General features: G+C 68.3%; 20 protein-coding genes and 1 riboswitch. Of the genes, 10 read left to right on the top strand and 10 right to left on the bottom strand.

The window, feature by feature from the left end; translation table 11 throughout:
* Positions 1 to 83 precede the first annotated feature (83 nt).
* Positions 84 to 156, top strand: a riboswitch (S-adenosyl-L-homocysteine riboswitch).
* Between the two features lie 83 nt (positions 157 to 239).
* Positions 240 to 3,998, top strand: a complete 3,759-nt coding sequence (gene metH / locus V6M37_RS11920) for a methionine synthase (RefSeq protein ID WP_332673537.1) — start codon at positions 240 to 242, stop codon at positions 3,996 to 3,998.
* A 170-nt stretch (positions 3,999 to 4,168) separates the two neighbouring features.
* Here the strand turns inward: metH and V6M37_RS11915 are convergent, their stop codons facing one another.
* The 4 genes from V6M37_RS11915 to V6M37_RS11900 all read right to left on the bottom strand — a co-directional run bounded on the left by V6M37_RS11915 (position 4,169) and on the right by V6M37_RS11900 (position 9,244).
* The gene (locus tag V6M37_RS11915) at positions 4,169 to 5,110 is read right to left on the bottom strand and encodes a ribose-phosphate diphosphokinase (RefSeq protein ID WP_332673535.1); all 942 of its coding nucleotides are present in this window, start codon (positions 5,108 to 5,110) and stop codon (positions 4,169 to 4,171) included.
* Positions 5,111 to 5,433: 323 nt separating this feature from the next.
* Positions 5,434 to 6,654 carry an exo-beta-N-acetylmuramidase NamZ family protein gene (locus tag V6M37_RS11910; protein WP_332673533.1) on the bottom strand — a complete coding sequence of 407 codons (1,221 nt, stop codon included), beginning with the start codon at positions 6,652 to 6,654 and terminating at the stop codon, positions 5,434 to 5,436.
* Positions 6,651 to 7,226 (bottom strand): DOMON-like domain-containing protein, encoded by a 576-nt coding sequence (locus V6M37_RS11905; RefSeq protein WP_332673530.1) that lies wholly within the window; start codon positions 7,224 to 7,226, stop codon positions 6,651 to 6,653. The genes V6M37_RS11910 and V6M37_RS11905 overlap by 4 nt, the downstream gene beginning before the upstream one ends.
* Positions 7,226 to 9,244 (bottom strand): TonB-dependent receptor plug domain-containing protein, encoded by a 2,019-nt coding sequence (locus V6M37_RS11900; protein WP_332673528.1) that lies wholly within the window; start codon positions 9,242 to 9,244, stop codon positions 7,226 to 7,228. Before V6M37_RS11900 ends, V6M37_RS11905 begins: the two co-directional genes overlap by 1 nt.
* 397 nt (positions 9,245 to 9,641) lie before the next feature.
* Between V6M37_RS11900 and V6M37_RS11895 the strand changes: the two genes are divergently transcribed.
* On the top strand, positions 9,642 to 9,863 hold the full coding sequence (locus tag V6M37_RS11895; RefSeq protein ID WP_332673527.1) for a glycine zipper 2TM domain-containing protein: 222 nt from the start codon (positions 9,642 to 9,644) through the stop codon (positions 9,861 to 9,863).
* A gap of 105 nt (positions 9,864 to 9,968) precedes the next feature.
* Positions 9,969 to 10,733, top strand: coding sequence for a TerC family protein (locus V6M37_RS11890; protein ID WP_332673525.1), 765 nt, complete (start codon positions 9,969 to 9,971; stop codon positions 10,731 to 10,733).
* Between the two features lie 76 nt (positions 10,734 to 10,809).
* Here the strand turns inward: V6M37_RS11890 and V6M37_RS11885 are convergent, their stop codons facing one another.
* Positions 10,810 to 11,061: a hypothetical protein gene (locus tag V6M37_RS11885; RefSeq protein WP_332673523.1), complete on the bottom strand. Its 252-nt coding sequence runs from the start codon at positions 11,059 to 11,061 to the stop codon at positions 10,810 to 10,812.
* Between the two features lie 163 nt (positions 11,062 to 11,224).
* Here V6M37_RS11885 and V6M37_RS11880 point away from each other — a divergent pair, with 163 nt between their 5' ends.
* Positions 11,225 to 12,874: a peptide chain release factor 3 gene (locus V6M37_RS11880; protein WP_332673521.1), complete on the top strand. Its 1,650-nt coding sequence runs from the start codon at positions 11,225 to 11,227 to the stop codon at positions 12,872 to 12,874.
* Positions 12,875 to 12,913: 39 nt separating this feature from the next.
* Here the strand turns inward: V6M37_RS11880 and V6M37_RS11875 are convergent, their stop codons facing one another.
* A complete protein-coding gene (locus tag V6M37_RS11875; protein WP_332673547.1) occupies positions 12,914 to 13,588 on the bottom strand; it encodes an N-acetylmuramoyl-L-alanine amidase in 675 nt (224 codons plus the stop codon).
* A gap of 351 nt (positions 13,589 to 13,939) precedes the next feature.
* Here V6M37_RS11875 and V6M37_RS11870 point away from each other — a divergent pair, with 351 nt between their 5' ends.
* Positions 13,940 to 14,881, top strand: a complete 942-nt coding sequence (locus tag V6M37_RS11870) for a 2-hydroxyacid dehydrogenase (protein WP_332673520.1) — start codon at positions 13,940 to 13,942, stop codon at positions 14,879 to 14,881.
* On the opposite strand, the gene V6M37_RS11865 is transcribed toward V6M37_RS11870, so the two are convergent.
* The 4 genes from V6M37_RS11865 to paaN form a co-directional block, all read right to left on the bottom strand.
* Positions 14,878 to 15,228, bottom strand: a complete 351-nt coding sequence (locus V6M37_RS11865) for a cupin domain-containing protein (RefSeq protein ID WP_332673518.1) — start codon at positions 15,226 to 15,228, stop codon at positions 14,878 to 14,880. The two genes, V6M37_RS11870 and V6M37_RS11865, sit on opposite strands and share 4 nt — an antisense overlap.
* Before the next feature lie 34 nt (positions 15,229 to 15,262).
* Entirely contained in the window at positions 15,263 to 15,871 is a 609-nt protein-coding gene (gene paaY / locus V6M37_RS11860) for a phenylacetic acid degradation protein PaaY (RefSeq protein WP_332673517.1), read from the bottom strand.
* A 22-nt stretch (positions 15,872 to 15,893) separates the two neighbouring features.
* Positions 15,894 to 17,183, bottom strand: coding sequence for a sensor domain-containing diguanylate cyclase (locus tag V6M37_RS11855; RefSeq protein WP_332673516.1), 1,290 nt, complete (start codon positions 17,181 to 17,183; stop codon positions 15,894 to 15,896).
* Between the two features lie 82 nt (positions 17,184 to 17,265).
* Positions 17,266 to 18,930, bottom strand: a complete 1,665-nt coding sequence (paaN, locus tag V6M37_RS11850) for a phenylacetic acid degradation protein PaaN (protein ID WP_332673514.1) — start codon at positions 18,928 to 18,930, stop codon at positions 17,266 to 17,268.
* Positions 18,931 to 19,172: 242 nt separating this feature from the next.
* Here paaN and paaG point away from each other — a divergent pair, with 242 nt between their 5' ends.
* From paaG to paaB, 5 genes are all read left to right on the top strand, one after another.
* The gene (gene paaG / locus V6M37_RS11845; protein ID WP_332673513.1) at positions 19,173 to 19,991 is read left to right on the top strand and encodes a 2-(1,2-epoxy-1,2-dihydrophenyl)acetyl-CoA isomerase PaaG; all 819 of its coding nucleotides are present in this window, start codon (positions 19,173 to 19,175) and stop codon (positions 19,989 to 19,991) included.
* Between the two features lie 42 nt (positions 19,992 to 20,033).
* Positions 20,034 to 20,498: a hydroxyphenylacetyl-CoA thioesterase PaaI gene (gene paaI / locus V6M37_RS11840; protein WP_332673512.1), complete on the top strand. Its 465-nt coding sequence runs from the start codon at positions 20,034 to 20,036 to the stop codon at positions 20,496 to 20,498.
* Between the two features lie 108 nt (positions 20,499 to 20,606).
* Positions 20,607 to 21,929, top strand: a complete 1,323-nt coding sequence (gene paaK / locus V6M37_RS11835; RefSeq protein ID WP_332673510.1) for a phenylacetate--CoA ligase PaaK — start codon at positions 20,607 to 20,609, stop codon at positions 21,927 to 21,929.
* Positions 21,930 to 21,947: 18 nt separating this feature from the next.
* Positions 21,948 to 22,952 (top strand): 1,2-phenylacetyl-CoA epoxidase subunit PaaA, encoded by a 1,005-nt coding sequence (gene paaA, locus V6M37_RS11830; protein ID WP_332673509.1) that lies wholly within the window; start codon positions 21,948 to 21,950, stop codon positions 22,950 to 22,952.
* A 176-nt stretch (positions 22,953 to 23,128) separates the two neighbouring features.
* On the top strand, positions 23,129 to 23,416 hold the full coding sequence (gene paaB / locus V6M37_RS11825; RefSeq protein ID WP_332673507.1) for a 1,2-phenylacetyl-CoA epoxidase subunit PaaB: 288 nt from the start codon (positions 23,129 to 23,131) through the stop codon (positions 23,414 to 23,416).
* The last annotated feature ends 59 nt before the right edge of the window (positions 23,417 to 23,475 follow it).

Raw genomic sequence — 23,475 nt, 5'->3', positions numbered from 1 at the left:
AAGCCCTTGCAAGGCGGATCGCGCGCCGCGCTGCGCAAGTCTTTCGCCTTGGCACGCCGGTGCGGATTCCCTAGAATCGCCGTCTTGCCGAGGAGCGCTGCGACCCGTGGATTGCCCGGGCCAGGCTCGGCAACCGAACAACGGCGCTCGCAAACCACCACCGGGGTTTGCCGCGCCGTTTGCTTTTGCGCGCGCTTGCGGCCTCCTCCGGTGCCTGAACCGAACGACCGAGGTAGACCATGCAAGCCGACCGCAGCCAAGAACTCCGCGACCTTCTCGCCCGCCGCATCCTGATCCTCGACGGCGCGATGGGAACGATGATCCAGCAGCACAAGCTCGGCGAGTCGGACTACCGTGGCGAGCGCTTCAAGTCCCATCCGAAGGACCTCAAGGGCAACAACGACCTGCTCGTGCTGACGCGCCCCGACGTCGTCGCCGGCATCCACCGCGCCTACCTCGACGCCGGCGCGGACATCATCGAGACGAACACCTTCAACGGCACGCGGGTGTCGCAGGCCGAGTACGGGCTCGCCGAGCTCGCGTACGAGATCAACGTCGAAGGCGCCCGTCTCGTGCGCGAGCTGTGCGACGAATACACCGCGAAAAATCCGGCGAAGCCGCGTTACTGCGCGGGCGTGCTCGGGCCGACGTCGCGCACGCTGTCGATCTCGCCGGACGTGAACGATCCGGGTTTCCGCAACGTCACGTTCGACGCGCTCGTCGACGACTATTTCGAGTCGGCGCGCGGCCTGCTCGAAGGCGGCGCGGACCTGCTGTTGATCGAGACGATCTTCGACACGCTGAACGCGAAGGCGGCGGTGTTCGCGATCGAGAAGCTGTTCGGCGAGCTGGGCCGACGCGTGCCGGTGATGGTCTCGGGCACGATCACCGACGCGTCCGGCCGTACCTTGTCGGGCCAGACCGCGGAAGCGTTCTGGAACTCGCTTGCGCATGCGCGGCCGATCTCGTTCGGACTGAACTGCGCGCTCGGCGCGAAGGAGCTGCGCCAGTACGTCGAGGATCTCGCGCACGTCTGCGACACCCGCGTGTCCGCGCACCCGAACGCCGGCCTGCCGAACCCGCTGTCGCCGACCGGCTACGACGAGACGCCCGAGGCGCTCGCGGCGGCGATCCGCGAGTGGGCGGAAGCGGGCCTCGTGAACATTGTCGGCGGCTGCTGCGGCACGACGCCGGCGCATATCGCGGCGATCGCGGCAGCGGTCGCGGACGTCGCGCCGCGCCAAGTGCCGGACGTCGAGAAGAAGCTGCGCCTGTCCGGCCTCGAACCCTTCAACGTCGGCGCCGACAGCCTGTTCGTCAACGTCGGCGAACGCACCAACGTCACCGGTTCCAAGGCCTTCGCGCGCATGATCCTCGAGGGCCGCTTCGACGACGCGCTCGCGGTCGCGCGCCAGCAGGTCGACAATGGCGCCCAGGTCATCGACATCAACATGGACGAGGCGATGCTCGATTCGCTCGCCGCGATGGAGCGTTTCTGCAAGCTCATCGCGTCCGAGCCGGACATCTCTCGCGTGCCGATCATGCTCGACTCGTCGAAGTGGAGCGTCATCGAGGCGGGCCTGAAGTGCATCCAGGGCAAGGGCGTCGTCAACTCGATCTCGATGAAGGAGGGCGAGGCCGAATTCCTGCGCCAGGCGCGGCTGTGCCGGCAGTACGGGGCAGCGGTGATCGTGATGGCGTTCGACGAGCAGGGCCAGGCCGATACGTTCGAGCGCAAGACCGGAATCTGCAAGCGCGCGTACGAGCTGCTGACCGGCGTCGGCTTTCCGCCCGAGGACATCATCTTCGACCCGAACATCTTCGCGATCGCGACCGGCATCGAGGAGCACGACAACTACGCCGTCGACTTCATCAACGCGGTCGCCTGGATCAAGGAGAACCTGCCTTTTGCCAAGACGTCCGGCGGTGTGTCGAACGTCTCGTTCAGCTTCCGCGGCAACGATCCGGTGCGCGAGGCGATCCACACGGTGTTCCTGTACCACGCGATCCGGGCGGGCCTGTCGATGGGCATCGTCAACGCGGGCCAGCTCGGCGTCTATGACGAGCTCGAGCCGGCATTGCGCGACAAGGTCGAGGACGTCGTGCTGAACCGCGCCGTGGCCAACCCCGGCGGCGCGGGCGAGGCACTGGTCGAATTCGCGCAGAGCGTCAAGGAAGGCAAGGCGAAGAACACCGGGCCGGACCTCGCGTGGCGTGCGCTGCCGGTCGAGGAGCGGCTGTCGCACGCGCTCGTGAAAGGCATCACCGATTTCGTCGTCGCCGACACCGAGGAAGTGCGCGCGAAGCTCGAAGCCGAAGGCCGGCCGCCGCTCGCGGTCATCGAAGGGCCGCTGATGGCCGGCATGAACGTCGTCGGCGACCTCTTCGGTGCCGGCAAGATGTTCCTGCCGCAGGTCGTCAAGTCCGCGCGCGTGATGAAGCAGGCGGTCGCGCACCTGATCCCGTTCATCGAGGCCGAGAAGCTGCGCACCGGCGCGACGTCGAAAGGCCGCATCGTCGTCGCGACGGTGAAGGGCGACGTGCACGACATCGGCAAGAACATCGTCGGCGTCGTGCTCGGCTGCAACGGCTACGAAGTCATCGACCTCGGCGTGATGGTGCCGGCCGAGAAGATCCTGAACGCCGCGCGCGAGCACGGCGCGCAGGCGATCGGTCTGTCCGGACTGATCACGCCGTCGCTCGAGGAGATGAGCCACGTCGCGGCCGAAATGCAGCGCCAGGGCTTCGCCGACGAGGCGCCGCTGCCGCTCTTGATCGGGGGCGCGACGACGAGTCGCGCGCACACCGCGATCAAGATCGCGCCGCACTACACCGGCCCGGTGGTCTACGTGCCGGACGCGTCGCGCGCGGTCGGCGTCGTCACCGCGCTGCTGTCCGAAGGCGGTGCCGAGGATTTCAAGACGCAGCTCGCCGCCGATTACGACAAGATCCGCGCGCAGCACGCGAACAAGAAGGGCGTGCAGCTCGTGAGCCTGGCGGCGGCGCGCGCGAACGCGTTCCGCACCGACTGGGCCGCCGCTCCCGTGGCCGTGTGCAGCAACAGCCACCAGGCCGGGTACCGGCCGTATGTGCCGCCGAAACCGAATGTTCTCGGCGTGCACGCGCTCGACGTGCCGCTCGCCGATCTCGTCCCGTTCATCGACTGGGGCCCGTTCTTCCAGACCTGGGACCTCGCGGGCCGCTACCCGAAGATCCTCGACGACGAAGTCGTCGGCGAAGCCGCGCGCAACGTCTTCCATGACGCGAAGGCGATGCTCGATCGCGTGATCGCCGAAGGCTGGCTCGAGGCGCGCGCGGTGTTCGGCCTCTTCCCGGCGAACAGCCTCGGCGACGACATCGCGTTCTACGGCGACGAGACGCGCTCGGCGGCGCTGATGGTCTGGCACGGCCTGCGCCAGCAGCACGAGCGGCCGAGCGGCAAGCCGCACTATTGCCTCGCGGACTTCGTCGCGCCGAAGGACTCGGGCGTCGCCGACTACGCCGGCGCGTTCGCGGTCACCGCCGGCCTCGGCATCGAGAAGAAGCTCGCCGAGTTCGCGGCCGCGCACGACGACTACCGCGCGATCATGCTGAAGAGCCTCGCCGACCGCCTCGCCGAAGCCTGCGCGGAGTGGCTGCACGCGCGGGTGCGGAAGGAATACTGGGGCTACGCGGCGGACGAGGCGCTCGACAACGACGCGCTGATCGGCGAGGCCTACCGCGGCATCCGTCCCGCGCCGGGCTATCCGGCGTGCCCCGATCACACCGCGAAGGGCGCGCTCTTTGAACTCCTCGACGCCCCGCACAACGCCGGCATGATGCTGACCGAGTCGTTCGCGATGGCGCCGGCGGCGGCCGTCAGCGGCTTCTACCTCGCGCATCCCGACGCGCGCTATTTCGCGATACCGAAGATCGGCCGCGACCAGCTCGAGGACTGGGCGGCGCGCACCGGGACGACCGTCGACGAGGCGGCGCGGTGGCTGGCGCCGCTGCTGTGACCGGGCGGGTGGGACAGGCGGGCCGCTTACGCCTTCTTACCCAGCTTGGGGTGCCCGAGGGAAACAGGGAACGGCGGAAATAGGGAACAGACGGCCGGGGGGAATGAGGGGCAGACCACGAGTTCGTGCAGGAAATCGTGGCCGGTCCCCTATTTCTCCCTATTTCCTTTTTATTCGAACAGCGCTCCGACGCTCTCGCCCGTGTGGATGCGCTCGATCGCGGCGGCGAACAGCGGGGCGACGGTGAGCTGCGTGATCTTCGGCAGGTGCTTGCCGGGCGGCATATGGACGGTGTTCGTGACGACGATCGATTCGATCGGCGCGTCGCGCAGCCGGTCGATCGCCGGCCCGCAGAGCACCGCGTGTGCCGCGCCGGCGTGGATCGAGCGCACGCCGGCTTCGCGCAGCGTGTCGATCGTCGCGAGCAGCGTGCCGCCGGTCGAGATCTCGTCCTCGAAGATCACCGCGTCGCGCCCGGCGACTTCGCCGACGACGCGGCCCTGCTTGACGTCCGTGTCGCTGACGCGCCGCTTGTCGATGATCGCCATCGGGATGCCGAGGCGCTCCGAAAAGCGCCCGACACGTTTCGCGCCGCCGGCGTCGGTCGCGACCGCGACCATCCGCGACAGGTCGTGGTTCTGCCGGAAATGTTCGGCGATCGTCGGGATCGCGGTGAGGTGGTCGACCGGGATGCTGAAGAAGCCATGCACCTGGTCGGCGTGCAGGTCCATCGTCAGCACGCGGTTCGCGCCGGCGGTCGCGAGCATGTCGGCGATCAGCCGGCCGGTGATCGAGATCCGCGGCGCGTCCTTCTTGTCGGAACGCGCGTACGAGTAGTACGGAATCACCGCGGTGACGCGCCGCGCCGACGCGCTCCTCAGCGCATCGAGCGTGATCAGCAGCTCCAGGATGTGCTCGCTGACCGGCTCGGTGAAGGACTGGATCACAAACACGTCGCGCTCGCGCACATTGTCGAGAACCTGCACGCGCAGGTTGTCGTTCGAGAAGCGCGAGATGTGGAGCGGGCTGAGCTGCATGCCGAGCCGCTCGCAGATCTCCTCGGCGAGGGAGCGATTCGAGTTGCAGGCGAAGATGCGGAGGGCGTCTTTCATCGCGTTTGCTCCTGTCGCGTCGATCGAAGGGATCGCCGGCGGAAACGACCGCACCGCCGTCGGGGGAAGAGTCAGCAGCTGCCGATGGCCGATGGCACTCGTCGCGTGAACGCCGGTATTTCCCCGGTAGCGCGATTCGTCGCGGACGCCGGCGTTTCGCTATCCGTGGCGAGCCGCATCGGGTAGAGTTCGGCGCCGATTGTAGGCCTTTCCGTTATCGCCGCAATAACCCGTAACGATGCCGGCCGGGTCGAACGGGCGTTGCGCGCCGTATCCCGAGTCGGCGCGCTTTCCGGCCGCCGGCAGGCGGCGGGACGAAGGGGTCAGCGATACAGCAGGAAAGGCTCGCGCTCCTGCAGCCAGGCCGCTTCGTCGGGTCGCGCGAGCGCGTCGAGATCGGCCGGGCTCGCCACCGGGTCGTCGACCCATTCGCGCAGCAGCTCGCTGCCGTTGATCAGGTCGATCGCGAGGCGGTCGTGCTCGTATTCGTACGCGAAGTCGCGCCACAGCGGGTAGTCGGGCCGCAAGAGGCGCAGCGCCTTGAACGCGAGCGCCTGCAGCCGCCACGGCCGAAACGCGTCGTGGCCGTAATGCGCCGGGTCCTCGACGTGGATCTGCAGGCCGCTGCACAGCTTGCCGGCGTGCTTGTGGAACGTCGGTTCGAACCAGCACTCGCGCAGCACGCAGCCGCCGAGCCAGTCGGGCGCGAGCGCGCGCATCGCGGCAAGCAGCGCGCGCGCGTCGAGGTCCGGCGCGCCGAAGAGTTCGAGCGGGCGCGTCGTGCCGCGGCCTTCGGACAGCGTCGTGCCTTCGAGCATCACCGTGCCGGCGTATGCGCGCGCCATCGACAGGTTCGGTGCGTTCGGGCTCGGGTTGATCCAGCTGCGCTCGCCGAGCGGCCAGCCGTAGCCCGGCGCGGCCTCCGGTGCCCAGCCTTGCATCGCGACGACGTCGCAGTCGACGTCGAGCTTCAGCGTCGCGATGAACCAGCGTGCGAGCTCGCCCATCGTCAGACCGTGGCGCATCGGCAGCGGCCCGGCGCCGACGAAGCTTTCCCAGCTCGACTGCAGGCGCAGTCCTTCGACCGGTCGTCCGACCGGGTTCGGGCGGTCGAGCACCCACACCGCTTTGCCGTGCGCCGCGGCGGCTTCGAGCACGTAGCGCAGCGTCGTGATGAAGGTGTAGATGCGGCAGCCGAGGTCCTGGAGGTCGACGAGCAGCACGTCGAAGCTGTCCATCATCGCGTCGGTCGGCCGGCGCACGTCGCCGTACAGGCTGAACACCGGGATGCGGTGTTGCGGATCGGCGTAGTCCGGCGACTCGACCATGTTGTCCTGCTTGTCGCCGCGCAGTCCGTGCTGCGGGCCGAACGCGGCGGCGAGCCGCAGGTCCGGCAGCGCCGCGAGCGCGTCGAGCGAATGGACGAGGGCGCGGGTCACGGAGGCCGGGTGGGCGAGCAGCGCGACGCGACGCCCGGCGAGCGGGCGGCGCAGCGCGGCGTCTTCGAGCAGGCGGTCGAGGCCGAACTGGATCGGGGCGGTCATGGTTTCCTCGCGGCCGAAAGGCGAAAGGCTTCGTGGCCGGGCGCCAGCACGAAACCGTCGCGGTCGTGAAAATCCGGACGTGCGCCGGGGTGGTGCAGCGCCCAGTACGAAAGTCTGCCGTCGACGGTCTCGACGACGGCGGTCAGGCCGAGCCGCAGCGCGGCGGTCGCGACCGGCGGCAAGCGTCGGGACGGAACGAAGGCTTCGACTTCGAGCCACGCCGCGCCGGATCCGGTCGCGATGCGCGGCGGTTCGACGTCGGCGGGAAGCTCGTACCCGGCATCGCGCTCGCGGTAGCCGCGGAAGTCATAGGCGGCCCATTCGCCCGACGGCGAGAAGTTGAATTCTCGGTAGCGCGCGGAGCCCGCGTCGCCGACGAAGAGTTCGAAGCAGGTATGCGCCCACAGCCCGTCTTTCGGCGCGGGCGGTTGCGGCGCGGGAATGCGCAGGCCGGCAAGCCCACCTTCGATCCGGTAGCGGACCGCGAGCCCGTCCGCCGCCTCCCGGAGCGACGCGAGCACGCGCCAGGCCGGCGCGGAGGCGAGCGGATGCGGGTGCAGGAAGTGGGCCATCACTCGAGCGCGACCGACGCGGTGAAGTACACCGCGTGCGTCGCGAAGTTCGCCGGATGCTCCCGGTGCGCCGGCAGCGCCTGCTCGGTGCGGTCGGCGATCTCCTGATGCTCGTCGCCCAGGTTCAGGGCGGTGACGGCGAAGGTCAGCGGGTTGCCGCGCAGGCGCGTCGCGTAGCGGATGCTCGCATCGACGGTCGTATACGGCTGCGCGACGTAGCGGAAGCGGGGGACGTAGCCGTCGCCGCCGGCGAGCGGGCCGATGCGCAGGACGCTCAGCATGCTCGTCCAGCCGCGGCCGTAGTCCTGCAGCCAGCTGACGCTGGCGGTGTAGGGCGCGCTGCGGTCATCGATGTCCTGCTCGCCGGCGCGGCGGTCGATCAGGCTGTGCGCGACGCGCCATTCGGTGCCGGAGCGCGGTCGGGTGACGAGCTGGTACTCGATGCCGCGCAACGTGATCGGCCGGTCGAGATTCTCGTAGCGGGTCGATCCGAGGAAACCGGACAGCAGCGGCGCCGGATCCGGGTCCGGTTGCGGCACACGCACGATGAAGTCGCGGATGCGTTCGTTGAAGGCCCGTACGTCGAGCGTCGTGTTCCAGGTTTCGAAGCGCCCGAGATAGCCGAGTTCGAGCGCGTCGACGCGCGTCTGGCGCAAGTCCGGGTTCGGCAGGAAGGGCCGCACGAGGGTCGCGCCGCTTGCGGGGTCCGAGGCTCGCACGTCGCCGAAGAGCTCGAACGGAATGCGCTGCCGCCACGCGCGCGAATGGCCGAGGCGCAGCGTGTCGTCCGGCGTCGCCTGCCAGTTCGCGAACGCGCGCGGGCTGAAACGGCCGGGTTCGCCCGAGTATTTTTCGTGCGCGCTGCCGAGGTTCAGCGTCAGCGGCGCGAGCACGCGCCATTCGACGTTGCCGAACAGGCGGTAGAGGTATTGCGGATCCGGGTTGCCGGAGAAGAACAGGAAGGGCGAGTCGACGCGGTCGCGCCGCGCTTCGGCGCCCCATACGAGTTGCAGTGTCGGCGACGGCGTGCTGCGGTGCTGCAGTTCGAGATCGTCACGCTCGCTTTCGCGGTTGCGATCGAGCGGCACCATCGGAAAGAGCGGAGGCGCGCTCGCGGCCCATTCGTCGGTGATGCGTTCGTGATTGCGGTAGTAGTTCACCCGCCACTCGTCGCCCGCGTCCGGGCTGCGCCGCCATTGCAGGTGCACCGTATGGGCGTCGGTGTCGGTGTCGCGCGGCGCGTTGTTTCCGAAGATCGAATCCGCATACCCTTCGCCGCGCCGTCCCGTCGCCGCGGCCGCGCGCAGCAGCAGCGAGTCCTGCGGCGACGGCTGCCAGTCGCCGCGCACGGTCGCCTTGGCGACGCGGCGGCGGTCGTGCAGGTCGTCGAAACCGTCGTCGCGCTGGCTTTCCGCGCCGACCCGCAACGACAGGCGATCTTCGCCGCCGCTCCAGCCGGCCGCCGCGTCACGCACGCCGCGGCTGCCCGCCCGCACGAGGCCGCTCCCCCGCGCGCCGTCGGCGCTGTGGCGCGTGATGATGTTGATGACGCCGAGAAACGCGTTCGCGCCGAAGCTGCTGGCGTTGGTGCCCCGGACGATCTCGATGCGGTCGATCTCGTCGAGCGTCAGCGGCAGCGCGCTCCAGTCAACGCCGCCGAATGCGCTCGCCGTGATCACCGAGCGGCCGTCGATCAAGACCTGCATCTCGGTCGGATTGTCGTTCGACAGGCCGTGATAGGTCACCCACTGCGCATGGCCGCGTTCCTGCCCGACCTGCATCCCGGGGACGAGCCGGAACACGCGGGCGAGGTCGCGGTAGCCGGTCGCGAGGATCATTTCGCGATCGATGACCGTCACCGCGCCGGGCGCTTCGTGCAGCGGCTGCGGCAGGCGCGACGCGGTCAGCACCTGCGGCAGATCTTCGAGATACGGCAGTTCGCCGCTCATTGCTGCCGCGCAGGACGCGGCGAACGCGGCGAGCAGGCCGCCGAAGCTGCGGATCGGGCGAAAGTTCATCGGAGAAGACCTTCCCGTGAAGGCCGGTACTGGAAAACGCCGCGAAGGATAACCGTTCACTACGCCGAACGGGTTATTTCCCGCCGGTGCCGGTATACGGCACCGACGGCGCAGTCGCCTTGCCGTCGCCGCGGCTTTCCGGGCGCTTGCCGTAGGCCTTCGCGCGGCGGTTCGCCGGGTCGCGTTGTAAGCGGCGATGTCGTGCAGGGCCGCCGGGATCGGGATCCGCCGTGCGCGGCTGAAGGTGCACGGCGTTTCTCCCGGCCCCGCGCCCCGACAAATCTCGTAACCAGTCGCCGCGTCGGTATGGAACATCACGTTCCTCGCGGACGTCGGACTTATGAGCCCCCGGATGTTCGCGTTCACGCGGTCGCTCCCGGCGGGCGAGGAGGTCATCATGAACATCAGGACTTGTATTTCCGGTCTCGTGCTGGCCGTCGCGGCCGGCGGTTGCGCAACGTGGGACGGCATGTCGTCGCGAGAAAAAAGTACCGTGATCGGCGCCGGGGTCGGCGGCGCCGCGGGAGCGGTCGCGACCGATGGCGGGGTGCTCGGCACCGTCGGGGGCGCGGCGGTCGGCGGCGTGATCGGCGACCAGGTCGGCAAGCGCAGACGCTGAACTGCCGCGTGGGGTTAATCGACCGCGGGTGCCCGGAAGGGCCCCGCGGTTCGGTTTTTAAAGGGGCCATGTTATATAGGCGGACCCTCATTTCTCGCTGACACCATGCTCGAACTCCTGACCGACCCGCAACTGATCGTCGCCTTCCTGACCTTGACCGCGCTCGAGCTCGTGCTCGGCATCGACAACATCATCTTCATCTCGATCCTCGTCGACAAGCTGCCGCCGGAGCGGCGCGCGTTCGCCCGCCGACTGGGCCTGTTTCTCGCGATGTTCATGCGACTTGCGCTGCTGTCGATCCTCGCGTGGCTCGCCGGGCTGAACAAGGCGCTGTTCGAAATCATGGGCCAGGGGTTTTCGGCCCGCGACATCATCCTGTTGCTCGGCGGCCTGTTCCTCGTGTGGAAGAGCACCGGCGAGATCCACCAGCTGCTCGAAGGCGAGGAAGGCGAGGCGTCGTCGACCGTCAAGGCGACCTTCGCCGCGGTGATCATGCAGATCATCGTGATCGACCTGGTGTTCTCGCTCGACTCGATCATCACCGCGATCGGCATGGTCAATAACCTTGCGGTGATGGTCGCCGCGGTCGTCGCGTCGGTCGGCCTGATGATGGTCGCGTCGGCGCCGATCGGCGAGTTCGTCTCGCGCCACCCGACAGTCAAGATGCTCGCGCTGTCGTTCCTGATGGTCGTCGGCGTCGTGCTGATTGCCGAAGGTTTCGGCCACCACGTGCCGAAGGGCTACATTTACTCCGCGATGGCGTTCTCGGTCATCGTCGAGATGCTCAACATCCGGATGCGCAAGCGCGCGGCGAAGCCGGTCGACCTGCACGAGCCGTACATTCCGCAGAAGGCGGCCGAGCGCGTCTGACCGCGCGGCGCGTCCGGGTCGTCCCCGGCGCGCCCGCCGGCCACCCTCGGCCACCCTCGGCCGCGGCGGTCGCCGGTTATTTGCCGTCGCCCCCCTGTTCGCGTTCCTCGCGCGCGACCGCGGACAGGTCGCGCAAGTACCACGCCGCGTACCCCAAGCCCGCGGCCGCGACCAGCGCGGTGAACACCAGCGTCCCTTCGAACGGCAAGCCGGCGGCGAGGTTCGCGACGACGACGTAGCCGAGATAGCCGGCCGCGACGAGGCCGCCGAGGATGCGGGTGAGGGCGAAAATCTTGCGCTGGCGCAGCGTCGGCGTGGCTTTCGGCATGATGGGGGTGTGTGGTTTCGGACGGCCCGCATCATCGCAGATTTTCCCGCCCTTGCCGCGGCCGCGCGGGATTCTCCCGCGGCCGTCCCTAATTACTTGATAGAATTGGCCTTGTCCCGCCCGGCCACTCGGCTCGGCGGCTTTGTTTTTTTGCGATCCGACGATGTCCGACACCTCCCCCGACACGCCTTTCCCGCCCGAACTGCTGCGCGACGTCGAACGCCGCCGCACCTTCGGCATCATCTCCCACCCCGACGCGGGCAAGACGACGCTGACCGAGAAGCTGCTGCTGTTCGGCGGCGCGATCCAGCTCGCCGGCACGGTGAAGGCGCGGAAGAGCGCACGGCACGCGACTTCCGACTGGATGGAAGTCGAGAAGCAGCGCGGCATCTCGGTGAGCAGCTCGGTGATGCAGTTCGACTACGCCGGGCACACGATCAACCTGCTCGACACGCCGGGCCACCAGGACTTCTCCGAGGACACTTACCGCGTGCTGACCGCGGTCGACGCGGCGGTGATGGTGATCGACGCGGCGAAGGGCGTCGAGACGCAGACGATCAAGCTGCTCGAAGTATGCCGCCTGCGCAACACGCCGATCATCACCTTCGTCAACAAGATGGACCGCGAGGTGCGCGACCCCTTCGACCTGCTGTCGGAGATCGAGGAGGTGCTGAAGATCGACTGCGCGCCGATCACGTGGCCGATCGGCATGGGCAAGACTTTCCGCGGCGTCTATCACCTGCTCGAGGACCGCGTGCTGCGCTTCACACCGGGCGAGGAGAAGCGCAGCGAGGCCGAGGTCATCAAGGGCGTCGCGAACGCACAGCTCGACGCGCTGTTCCCGCTCGAAGTCGGCAAGCTGCGCGACGACGTCGAACTGATCCAGGGCGCGTCGCACCCGTTCTCGCTCGGCGATTTCCTCGCCGGCCGCCAGACGCCGGTGTTCTTCGGCTCCGGCATCAACAACTTCGGCGTGCAGGAGATCCTGCAGGCGCTGCTCGACTGGGCGCCGCCGCCGCAGCCGCGCGTGGCCGGGGTCAATGCGGCCGGCGTCAATGCGGACGACGAGCGCCTCGTGATGCCGGCCGAGGCGCCGTTCTCCGGCTTCGTGTTCAAGATCCAGGCGAACATGGACCCGAAGCACCGCGACCGCATCGCGTTCTTCCGCATCTGCTCGGGGCGCTACAGCTCGGGGATGAAGGTCAGGCACGTGCGCATGGGGCGCGAGATGAAGCTCGCGAACGCGCTGACCTTCATGGCGAACGAACGCGTGCTGAAGGAAGATGGCGTCGCCGGCGACATCATCGGCATCCACAACCACGGCCAGCTGCACATCGGCGACACGCTGACCGAAGGCGAGGCGCTCGGCTACAAGGGCATTCCGTATTTTTCGCCGGAACTCTTCAGCGCGGCGCGGTTGCGCGACCCGCTGAAGTCCAAGCAATTGCAGAAAGGCCTGCAGGAGCTCGGCGAGGAAGGCGCGATCCAGGTGTTCGAGCAGGAAGGCGGCAACATGCTGCTCGGCGCGGTCGGCCAACTGCAGTTCGAAGTCGTCGCGCAGCGGCTGAAGGACGAGTACAAGGTCGACGCGATCTTCGAATCGGCCGACATCCACACCGCGCGCTGGCTGACGTTTCCCGACGAGGTCACGCGCCGCAACTTCGAGCGCGAGCAGGGGATCCGCGTCGGCAAGGACGTCGACGGCAACCCGGTCTATCTCGCGACGAGCCGCTACAACCTAGAAGTGACGATGGAGAAGTGGCCGAAGGTCGGCTTCCACGCGACCCGGGAACACGGGCAGCGACTCGTCTGAGCCTTCGCGGCGCGGGATCGTGCGCACTTCGTCGCGACTTCAGCGCCCGGCCGTCATGCACGCGGCGACGCCGGTCGCGATTTCGCCTGCCATCAGCGCCTGCCGCCGCGCGTCGCGCAGCAGCAGTTCCTCCTCGCGGTGCTTGATCACGCCGGCTTCGAACAGCACCGCGGGCTGCAGCGCGCGGTACAGCACGACCAGATCGTCGTAGTAGTGGACCGCGTGCCGGCGGTCGGCGTAGTCGCGGCGGCGGCTGTTCTTGTGGGTTGGCTCGAAGCCCGCACGCTGAAGCCGCGCGCCGATCGCCGTCGCGCACAGTGCGCTGCGCTCGGGATCGGGGTTGCGCCGTGACACGAACAGCGAATGGCCGGCCCAGCGGTCGTTGTAGCTTTCGGTCCGCCCGTTCCACTCCCAGAAGTCCAGTTCCGACTCGCCGACGGAGTCGTGATGGATCGACAGGAAGAAATCCGCATCGGTCACCTGCGCCGGTCGCGCCGCGAGCGACCCGATCCGGCCGTCGAGGTTGATCACGCGCGTCTTCACGTCGAGGCGATCGAGCGCCGCGAGCACCCGGAGCGCGAGGTCGCGATTGAACTCGAACTCGGTGCGGCCGCGGGCGCTTCGCGCGCCGGAAGCAGAGAGCGTGTGGCCGATGTCGACGGCGACGGTTGCGGGCTCGGCGGGCACGGCGGGCGAAGCGGCCGCAAATACCATCGCCGCGGCGAGGCGAACGATCGCGCGCCCAAGGCCGTCAAGACGAAAGGCGGTCGGCGCGCTGCCGGCGCGACGGCGGCGGCCGATCCTATGGTCCGAGCAGTCTTTCATCGATTCGAGTCAACTTCGCGCTTTTCCGGGTGGAGACGTCAGCCTTGCGCAAAGACCGCCGGAGCGCGCCCGCGAGCAACGGCCGCGTCCGGTCGAACAACGTCGCCTCGCGATTGCTGTTTCTGCGGTCGCTGCAAAACCCGCCGCCCGCGAGGCGGGGCGAGCCTCTCGCGTCCGCGGCCGTTCCGCGCGCCAGTTTGCCGCTAAGCTGAACGGAATGGAACGCAGGAGACGATGGAGATGGACATTCTCTTCCACATGCACGGCGAAGACGCCGAACGCTGGCGCCACGAACTCGCCCGCCGCCTCCCCGACGCGCGGTTCCGCGTCTGGCAGGCGGGCGACGACGCGCCGGCGGACTACGCGCTGGTATGGCGACCACCGGCCGAGCTGCTTCGTGGACGGCACGGACTGAAAGCGGTCTTCAATCTCGGCGCCGGCGTCGATGCGCTGCTCGCGCTGCTGCGCGACGACCCCGACATGCTGGCGCCGGACGTGCCGGTGTTCAAGCTCGACGACGCGGGGATGAGCGAGCAGATGGTGCATTACGCGGCGTATGCGGTATTGCGCCACTTCCGCTCCTTCGACGAATACGCGCGCCAGCAGCAGCGTGCCTGCTGGACGCAACTGCCGACCCGCGAGGCCGCGGTTTTCCCGGTCGGCGTGATGGGTCTCGGCGCGCTCGGTGCGGAGGTGGCGCAGGCGCTCGTCGCGCTCGGCTTTCCGGTGCGCGGCTGGGCGCGCAGCGTGAAGCGCGTCGAAGGCGTGCGCTGCTTCGCCGGCGAACACGAATTCGACGACTTCCTTGCGGGGCTCGAGGTCGTCGTCAATCTGCTGCCGCTGACGGCGGAAACGGAAGGCATCCTCGACCGTCGCCTGTTCGCCCGGCTCGCGCGCGGCGCCCGCGTCGTCAACATCGCCCGCGGCGGCCATCTCGTCGAGGCCGACCTCCTCGCCGCACTCGATGCCGGGCAGCTTTCCGGGGCGTCGCTCGACGTGTTCCGCGACGAGCCGCTGCCGCCGGACCATCCGTTCTGGCGCGACCCGCGCATCGACGTCACGCCGCACGTCGCCGCGCGGACGACGGTCGCCGCGAGCATCGGCCAGATCGCCGAGAGGATCCGCAGCCTGGAACTCGGGCATGCCGTGGGCGGCAAGATCGATCTCGGCCGCGGCTACTAGCGGGGGCGCGCTTCCACGCCTGTTGAAGCCGGCGACGCGTGCACCGCGAGCCACACGGTGTTCATCCCGGTCGACTCGACGCGATGCCGGCAGCGGGCGGGAATCGCGACCCAGTCGCCGCTGCGCAGCGCGAGGTTTCGGCCGTCGGCGAACGCGAGCACGGCTTCGCCCTGCACGATGACGACCCATTCGTCGTGCGGCTGGTCGTACCAGAAGCCTTCCGCGCTCGCGTGGCCGTGCGACACGATGCGCTCGATGCGCACTGCGGGATTCGCGAACAGCGTCTCGAACGCTTCCGCATCCGCCGCGGGCGGCAGGTGTTCGGTCAGGTTTCCGTGGTCGGGCATCGCGGCGTCGCGGGGCGCATCGGGAGCGGGGCGCTTACGTGCCCCGTTTCAGGTCGACGAGCGGCACGATGCCCGGGGGCAGATCGAAGCTCGGGCGGTCCGCCTCGGCTTCGGCGAGCGGATCGCAGCGCTTGAGCGTCGCGAGGCTGCGCACCGTCAGCTCGTGATAGCAGCGCGTGCCGTCGACTTTCCATTCGAGCTCCTGCGCGGTCAGCTCGCGCACGAGCTTCGCGGGCATCCCGGCGGCGAGCATCCGCGGCGGGACGTCCATGCCGGCCTTGACGAACGCGCACGCGGCGACGACCGCGGAGTCGCCGACGATCGCGTTGTCCATGACGACCGCGTTCATGCCGACGAGCGCATTGCGCCCGATGCGGCAACCGTGCAGCACCGCCGCGTGGCCGATGTGGCCATCCTCGCCGACCACGGTGTCGATGTTCGGAAAGCCGTGCATCACGCAGTTGTCCTGGAGGTTCGAGCCCGCCTCGAGCACGATGCGGCCGAAGTCGCCGCGCAGGCTCGCGAGCGGCGCGACGTAGCAGCGCGCGCCGACGTGCACGTCGCCGATCAGCACCGCGTCCGGGTGCACGAAGGCGGTCGGATGGACGACGGGTCGCAGTCCGTCGATCTCGTAGCAGGGCATGGACGGGACCTCGTTCGCCGACTCAGGCTCGCACGACGAGGTTGCGGCCGTTCTGTTTCGCGCGGTAGAGCGCATGGTCGGCGCGGGTGATCAGGTCGTCGGCTTCCGGCGCGCTGCGCTGCAAGGTCGCGAGACCGAAGCTCGCCGTCACTTCGATCCGCTCGTCGCCCGGCCCGATGACTGGTTCGGCCGCGATCAGCGCGCGCGTGCGCTCGGCCCAGATCGCCGCGTTGTCGAGCGTCGTCTCGGGCAGGACGACGAGGAACTCCTCGCCGCCCCAGCGGCAGAAGACGTCGATCTCGCGCAGCCCCGCTGCGACCTTCTTCGCGACCGCCTGCAGCACACGGTCGCCGCACGCGTGCCCGAAGGTGTCGTTGATCTGCTTGAAGCGGTCGAGGTCGAACAGCGCGACGGTCATCGCGTGGTTGAAGCGCAGGCTGCGGCTGATCTCGCTTTTCAGCGCCGAATCCGCGAGGCGGCGGTTGAAGATGCCGGTCAGCGAGTCGTGCGTCGCCGCCCGCGACAGCTCGTCGATCAGCCGCGCGCGCTCGGAGATGTCGCGGATCACCGCCGTCATCTCGATATGGTTGCCGACCCGGATCTTCGCGATCGAGACTTCGATCGGGAATTCGGTCCCGTCGGTACGCAGCCCGCGCACCGCGCTGCGCGACTCCATCGGGCGCGAACTCAGCGGCGAGTCGCGGAACGACGTCATGTATTCGGTGTGCTTGCCGTGGAACCGGGCCGGAATGAAGCGCGACAGCGGCGTGCCGATGACGTCCTCGCCGGCGACGCCGAAAAGGTAGCGCGCCGCCTCGTTCATCAGCTTGATCGATTGCTGCTCATCGACGGTGATCACCGCGTCGTAGCCGTTCTCGACCACCGCTTCGAAGCGCTGGCGCGCGATCTCGAGCTGCTGCTCGAGCAGCTTCCGTTCGGTGATCTCGACCAGCGTCGCGATGACGCGCTGGCGCTCGGCGTCGGCCGGCTTCAGCGGCGAGGCGACGAGCCGCCACCAGCGGCTGGTGCCCGAGCGCTCGACGACGATCTCGATTTCCTGCGGTTCCTGCTCGGCCAGGCAGTGCGCGAGGCATCCCCGCAGCGCTTTCTCGAGGTAGCGCGGCAGGAACTCCGTCAGCGGGCGTTCGATGCAGACCGCGACCGCGCGGCCGCTGATTTCTTCGAACGCCGAGTTCGCGGTGACCAGGATCGCCTGCGAGGGCGAATCCGGCGGCATTTCGAAGATCGCGAAGGCCGCGCCGATCGTTTCGAGCGATGTGGAAAGGGTGTGGTGGGTGCCGATGTTGAGCATGCGTGTGTTCGGTGTCGCCTGTCGGCGCGCAAAAATGAAAAAGGGGCGCCGGCAGCGCCCCGATCCTTCGGCCGGAGGCAGGTCAGTCGATGTGATGGCGACGCTGGACGACGCGGAAGCGGTTCGCGACGAACGCGCTGTCGCTGTAGCTCGCGTTCGCCGCTGGGTTCATGCCGACCCCATGATAGTCGGAGAACGCCGCCGACTGGTTGACGAACACAGCCCCGGTCAGGTTCATCGACAACGCGACGCCGGCGCGCATCGTCGCTTCGGTCATCGCATCGAGGACTTCCGGTTTCGTCGAATAGACGCCGACGGTGAGCGCCCCGTGGTCGCGCACGATGCGTTCGGACAGCGCGACCGCCGCCTCGCCGTCGGCGACGCGGACGACGAACGAGATCGGCCCGAAGCGCTCGACCATGTACTGCTTTTCCTCGGCAGCGTCGCAAGTCAGCAGCACCGGCGTGTGGACTTCGGCATCGGGGAATTCCGGGTGGTCGAGCTTTTTCGACGCGAGCACGACGTCGCCGTATTCGCCGGCCTCGCGGATCCGCCCGAGCGTGTCCTCTGACTGGATCGCGCCGAGCACCGCGACCGCGACGGCCGGGTCGGCGAGGGTTTTCTCGACCGCGGCGGCGAGGTCGGTCGCGACTTCGTCGAAGCTCTTGTGACCCTGGTCGGTGTCGATGCCGCCCGCCGGCACGAGGATCGCCTGCGTCGTCGTGCACATCTGACCGGAATACAGGCATAGCGTGAAGGCAAGGTTGCGCAGCATCGCCTTGTACTGGCCGGTCGACTCGATGACGACGTTGTTCACGCCGGCGAGCTCGGCGTACACCTGCGCCTGCTGCGCGTTGTCGATCAGCCACTGGCCGAACGCGTTGCCGCCGGTGAAATCGATCGACTTCACCGCCGGATCGAGCGCGAGCGCCTGCGTGTCCTCGCGCTTCGCGACGACCGCGAGGCTCACGAGGTTCGGGTCGAGTCCCTGTTCGGCGAGCACTTCGCGGATCACGCGCACCGTGATCGCTGCCGGCAGCACCGCGTTGCCGTGCGGCTTGACGATGACCGGATTGCCGGTCGCGAGCGCGGCGAAGAGGCCCGGGTAGGTGTTCCACGTCGGGAAGGTGCCGCAGCCGATCACGAGCGCGACCCCGCGGCCGACGATCTCGAACTGCTTCATCATCTTCAGCGGCGGGTTCTTGCCTTGCGGCTTCTCCCACACTGCGTCGGCCGGCACGCGGCTCATCTCGTCCCACGCGTAGGCGACCGCTTCGAGGCCGCGGTCCTGCGCGTGCGGGCCGCCCGCCTGGAACGCCATCATCCAGCCCTGGCCGGTCGTCAGCATCACCGCGTGCGCGATCTCGAAACTTCTCCGGTTGAGCCGCTCGAGGATTTCGAGGCAGATGCCGACGCGTCCTTGCGGGCCGATGCGCTGCCAGCCCGGCTGCGCCGCGGCGGCTGCCGCGACGAGCGCCTGCGGGTCGCAAACCGGGTAGCGGATGCCGAGTTCGACGCCGTAGGGCGAGCGCTCGGGCGCGAGCCAGCCGGTCTGCCCGGGCTGATCGAGCGCGAACTCCTTGCCGAGATGCGCTTCGACGGCGCGTTTGCCGTCGTGATTGGCGGTCTCGCCGTAGACCTTCGGGCTCGGCATCTCGGGAAACGGCGTCCAGTAGCCGCGCGTGCGCACGGCGTGGACGGCGGCGTCGAGCGTTGCCTGGTGCTTTTCGAATAGCGGGTGCGTCATCGGGTGTCTCCTCGCGTCGTGGTCGGTAATCCGCCGGGCCTCTGCGGGGCGTTGTTGGCGGCAATTTTCAACTGAAACAAATCGTCAAGCAGAAATCAGTTGTTTTTTGATCTGGATCAACATTACTATTGATTGACCGGTCGGTCAAATCAAGCTAAAACATATAACCCTTCCGACGTCGCTTCAGGTACGACGATGGGCGGCAGGACCGGCCGACCTGCACGACCAACAAGGAGACCTGAATGAGCAGTGAGCTTGACATGCAGGGCGAAACGGTCCGTCTCGACGTGGCCGCCGGCGTCGCGACGCTGACGCTGAACCGGCCGGACCGGCTCAACAGCTTCACGCAGCAGATGCACGAGGAAGTGCGCGCAGCGCTCGCCGCCGTCAGGGCGGGCCGCGAAACGGGCGCGGTGCGCGTGCTGGTGCTCACCGGCGCCGGCCGCGGCTTCTGCGCCGGGCAGGACCTGTCCGACCGGGCCGTGGCCCCCGGCGAGGCACCGGTCGATCTCGGCGAATCGGTCGAGAAGAACTATAAGCCGCTCGTGCTGGCGATCCGCAGCCTCGAGCTGCCGGTGATCGCGGCGGTCAACGGCGTCGCGGCCGGCGCGGGTGCGAGCCTCGCGCTCGCCTGCGACCTGGTCTTCGCCGCGCGTTCGGCGAGCTTCATCCAGTCCTTCAGCAAGCTCGGCGTCGTGCCCGACACCGGCGGCAGCTGGATCCTGCCGCGGCTCGTCGGCCCGGCGCGCGCGCTCGGCATGGCGCTGCTCGGCGAGAAGCTTCCCGCCGAGCAGGCCGAAGCCTGGGGGCTGATCTGGAAATGCGTCGATGACGACGCGCTGATGCCGACGGTTCAGGGCGTCGCCGCGGCGCTCGCGAGCGGCCCGACGTTCGGCTACGCGAAGACGAAGCAGGCGATCTGGGCGAGCTCGATGAACGACTTCGAGACGCAACTCGATCTCGAGCGCGACCTGATGTCGGTCTGCGGCCGTTCGAACGATTACCGCGAAGGCGTCGCGGCCTTCGTCGAGAAGCGCGCGCCGCGCTTCAAGGGGGACTGAGATGCGATGCATCGCAACGCATTCGTGCGACGGAGGCCGGCGATGACCGAGGCCGGCTACCGCGACCTGACGAACGGCCTCGATCCCCAGCGCCTCGCCGAGCACGTGCGCGACGGCATGTCCGAGAACGACCGCACGGTGCGCTCGCTCGGCATCCGCTTCGACGCGGTCGCGCCGGGCTACGCGAAGCTGCGCATGACGGTGCGCGACGAAATGCTGAACGGCTTCGGCATCTGCCATGGCGGCTACATCACGGTGCTCGCGGATTCGGCGTTCGCGTATGCGTGCAACAGTCACAACGAGCAGACCGTCGCGTCGGGCATCAGCGTCGATTTCATGGCGCCGGGACGCCCGGCCGACGTGCTGACCGCCGAGGCGAAGGAAGTGTTCGTCGCCGGGCGCACCGGCCTTTACGACGTCACCGTCGTCAATCAGCGCGAGGAACTCGTCGCGGTGATGCGCGGCAAGTCCTACCGGCTCAAGGGCCGGGCGGTGGTCGAACTGTGAAGAACCGATCCTGACGCGGATCGACGAGAGCGGCGCCGCCTTTGGACGGCAGGATTCCGCTCCGCGAGAAATCCGCGCAGGGTGGGACAACGAGGTGAAGGAGACAACATGCCCGTCAAGAACCCGTCGCCCGGCGAACTCGAAGCGATCGAGACCGTCGGTCGCGACGAACTGCGCGCGCTGCAGCTCGAGCGACTCAAGTGGAGCCTGCATCACGCGTACGAGAACGTCCCGCATTACCGCAAGGCCTTCGACGCGAAGGGCGTGCACCCGGAGGACCTGAAAACCCTCGCCGACCTCGCAAAGTTCCCATTCACCGCGAAGGCGGACCTGCGCGACAACTACCCGTTCGGGATGTTCGCGGTGCCGCGTCACCAGCTCGCGCGCGTGCATGCGTCGTCCGGCACGACCGGCAAGCCGACCGTCGTCGGCTACACGCTGAAGGACATCGACACCTGGGCCGGCCTCGTCGCGCGCTCGATTCGCGCGGCGGGCGGGCGGGCCGGCGACATGGTGCACATCGCGTACGGCTACGGCCTCTTCACCGGCGGGCTCGGCGCGCACTACGGCGCCGAGCGGCTCGGCTGCACCGTCGTGCCGATGTCCGGCGGCCAGACCGAGAAGCAGATCCAGCTGATCCAGGACTTCAAGCCCGACATCATCATGGTGACGCCGTCCTACATGCTGACGATCCTCGACGAGATGGAGCGCATGGGGATCGACCCGAAGTCGACGTCGCTGAAAGTCGGCATCTTCGGCGCCGAGCCCTGGACGCAGGGCATGCGCGAGGCGATGGAGGCGCGCGCCGGCCTCGAAGCGGTCGACATCTACGGCCTGTCCGAAGTGATGGGGCCCGGGGTCGCGAGCGAATGCGTCGAGTCCAAGGACGGCCCGGTCGTCTGGGAAGACCACTTCTACCCGGAGATCGTCGATCCGGTGACCGGCGAAGTGCTGCCCGACGGCGAGGAAGGCGAGCTGGTCTTCACGACGCTGACGAAGGAGGCGATGCCGGTCGTGCGCTACCGCACGCGCGACCTCACGCGGCTGCTGCCGCCGACCTCGCGCAGCATGCGGCGGATGGCGAAGATCACCGGCCGGTCGGACGACATGCTGATCATCCGCGGCGTGAACCTCTTCCCGACGCAGATCGAGGAGCTGATCTGCCACATGCCGCAGCTCGCGCCGCAATACATGCTCGAAGTCGACAAGCACGGCCACATGGACACGCTGACGGTGAAAGTCGAGCTCGATCCCGACGCCCGCGTCGGCCGCCATCCCGAACAGAAGGAGGCGATCGGCGGCGAACTCGCGCACCGCATCAAGACCTTCATCGGCGTGTCGGCGAAAGTCGTCGTCGGCGAGCCGTTCACCATCGAGCGCGTGACGGTCGGCAAGGCCCGACGCGTCGTCGACCGCCGGCCGAAAGAGTAAGAGACGAGGAACCAGCACATGTACACGCAAGCATTGGACATTCCGCAGCAGAACGCCGAGCCGAAAGGCCCGCGCACGCTCGAAAACCCCGCCTACCAGGCCGAGTTCGACGCGAAGATCGACGCCGGCGGCTACATCGAGGCGAAGGACTGGATGCCCGAGTCCTACCGCAAGACCTTGATCCGCCAGATCAGCCAGCACGCGCATTCCGAGATCGTCGGCATGCTGCCCGAAGGCAACTGGATCACGCGCGCGCCGACCCTGAAGCGCAAGGCGATCCTGCTCGCGAAAGTGCAGGACGAGGGCGGCCACGGCCTGTACCTCTACGCCGCGGCCGAGACGCTCGGCGTGTCGCGCGACGAGCTGCTCGAAGCGCTGCACTCGGGCAAGGCGAAGTACAGCTCGATCTTCAACTACCCGACGCTGACCTGGGCCGACATCGGCGTCATCGGCTGGCTCGTCGACGGCGCCGCGATCATGAACCAGATCCCGCTGTGCAAGTGCAGCTACGGCCCGTACGCGCGGGCGATGGTGCGGATCTGCAAGGAGGAATCGTTCCATCAGCGCCAGGGCTACGACCTGCTGCTGACGATGATGAAGGGCACGCCCGAGCAGCGCGAGATGGTGCAGGACGCGGTCAATCGCTGGTGGTGGCCGTCGATCATGATGTTCGGGCCGCACGACAAGGACTCGACGCATTCGGCGCAAAGCGCGCGCTGGGGCATCAAGCGCATCTCGAACGACGACCTGCGGCAGAAGTTCGTCGACGCGACCGTCGAGCAGGCGAAAGTCCTCGGCGTCACGCTGCCCGACGCGGACCTGAAATGGAACGCGGACCGTGGCCACTACGACTTCGGCGCGATCGACTGGGACGAGTTCTGGAACGTCGTCAATGGCTACGGCCAGGGCAACGTCGATCGTCTCGCAGCGCGCGTGAAAGCGTGGGACGACGGCGCATGGGTGCGCGAGGCCGCGCTCGAACACGAACGCAAGCGCGCCGCGTGCGGGCGTGATGCGGCGTGAGTGACGGAGCGAGCCGGGAATGTCGGACGTCGCTTCGCTCGGTCCGGCCTGCGTGAGCCCCGGCAGCGTGCCGGATAGGACGACAAGTAGGTCGGCGTGAGCGTAGCGAAGGCCGACGCGAATACAGGTTTGGAGAACGGCGCCGCGAATGACGGTCCCGCACAGGAGGAGAAGAAATGGAACGCAAGGAATGGCCGCTGTGGGAAGTCTTCGTGCGCAGCCGCAACGGGCTCGATCACAAGCATTGCGGCAGCGTGCACGCGTCCGACGCGAAGCTTGCGCTGCAGGTCGCGCGCGACGTGTATACGCGGCGGCAGGAAGGCGTGAGCATCTGGGTCGTGCAGGCCGACCACATCGTTGCGTCGGACCCGGACGCGAAGCCGGAGCTGTTCGACCCGGCCGAGGACAAGATCTATCGGCATCCGACGTTCTACCGGCTGCCGGACGAAGTGAACCACATGTGAGGCAGGACCCGGAGCGGCCGTCGGCACTCACCGGGCACAAACGGGCGCACCGGCTCTCG

It is taken from the genome of Aromatoleum sp. (assembly GCF_036675785.1).
Taxonomy (GTDB): domain Bacteria; phylum Pseudomonadota; class Gammaproteobacteria; order Burkholderiales; family Rhodocyclaceae; genus Aromatoleum.
This window is presented reverse-complemented; position numbering and strand designations above follow the sequence as displayed.

Coding starts and splice junctions, on each gene's coding strand:
- V6M37_RS11870 (WP_332673520.1), top strand. CDS start 13,940: ATGGACATTCTCTTCCACATGCACGGCGAAGACGCCGAACGCTGGCGC.
- V6M37_RS11890 (WP_332673525.1), top strand. CDS start 9,969: ATGCTCGAACTCCTGACCGACCCGCAACTGATCGTCGCCTTCCTGACC.
- V6M37_RS11905 (WP_332673530.1), bottom strand. CDS start 7,226: ATGGCCCACTTCCTGCACCCGCATCCGCTCGCCTCCGCGCCGGCCTGG.
- paaB (WP_332673507.1), top strand. CDS start 23,129: ATGGAACGCAAGGAATGGCCGCTGTGGGAAGTCTTCGTGCGCAGCCGC.
- paaA (WP_332673509.1), top strand. CDS start 21,948: ATGTACACGCAAGCATTGGACATTCCGCAGCAGAACGCCGAGCCGAAA.
- V6M37_RS11900 (WP_332673528.1), bottom strand. CDS start 9,244: ATGAACTTTCGCCCGATCCGCAGCTTCGGCGGCCTGCTCGCCGCGTTC.
- paaG (WP_332673513.1), top strand. CDS start 19,173: ATGAGCAGTGAGCTTGACATGCAGGGCGAAACGGTCCGTCTCGACGTG.
- V6M37_RS11880 (WP_332673521.1), top strand. CDS start 11,225: ATGTCCGACACCTCCCCCGACACGCCTTTCCCGCCCGAACTGCTGCGC.
- V6M37_RS11855 (WP_332673516.1), bottom strand. CDS start 17,183: ATGCTCAACATCGGCACCCACCACACCCTTTCCACATCGCTCGAAACG.
- V6M37_RS11915 (WP_332673535.1), bottom strand. CDS start 5,110: ATGAAAGACGCCCTCCGCATCTTCGCCTGCAACTCGAATCGCTCCCTC.
- V6M37_RS11895 (WP_332673527.1), top strand. CDS start 9,642: ATGAACATCAGGACTTGTATTTCCGGTCTCGTGCTGGCCGTCGCGGCC.
- V6M37_RS11875 (WP_332673547.1), bottom strand. CDS start 13,588: ATGGTATTTGCGGCCGCTTCGCCCGCCGTGCCCGCCGAGCCCGCAACC.
- V6M37_RS11865 (WP_332673518.1), bottom strand. CDS start 15,228: ATGCCCGACCACGGAAACCTGACCGAACACCTGCCGCCCGCGGCGGAT.
- metH (WP_332673537.1), top strand. CDS start 240: ATGCAAGCCGACCGCAGCCAAGAACTCCGCGACCTTCTCGCCCGCCGC.
- paaK (WP_332673510.1), top strand. CDS start 20,607: ATGCCCGTCAAGAACCCGTCGCCCGGCGAACTCGAAGCGATCGAGACC.
- paaN (WP_332673514.1), bottom strand. CDS start 18,930: ATGACGCACCCGCTATTCGAAAAGCACCAGGCAACGCTCGACGCCGCC.
- paaY (WP_332673517.1), bottom strand. CDS start 15,871: ATGCCCTGCTACGAGATCGACGGACTGCGACCCGTCGTCCATCCGACC.
- V6M37_RS11910 (WP_332673533.1), bottom strand. CDS start 6,654: ATGACCGCCCCGATCCAGTTCGGCCTCGACCGCCTGCTCGAAGACGCC.
- paaI (WP_332673512.1), top strand. CDS start 20,034: ATGACCGAGGCCGGCTACCGCGACCTGACGAACGGCCTCGATCCCCAG.
- V6M37_RS11885 (WP_332673523.1), bottom strand. CDS start 11,061: ATGCCGAAAGCCACGCCGACGCTGCGCCAGCGCAAGATTTTCGCCCTC.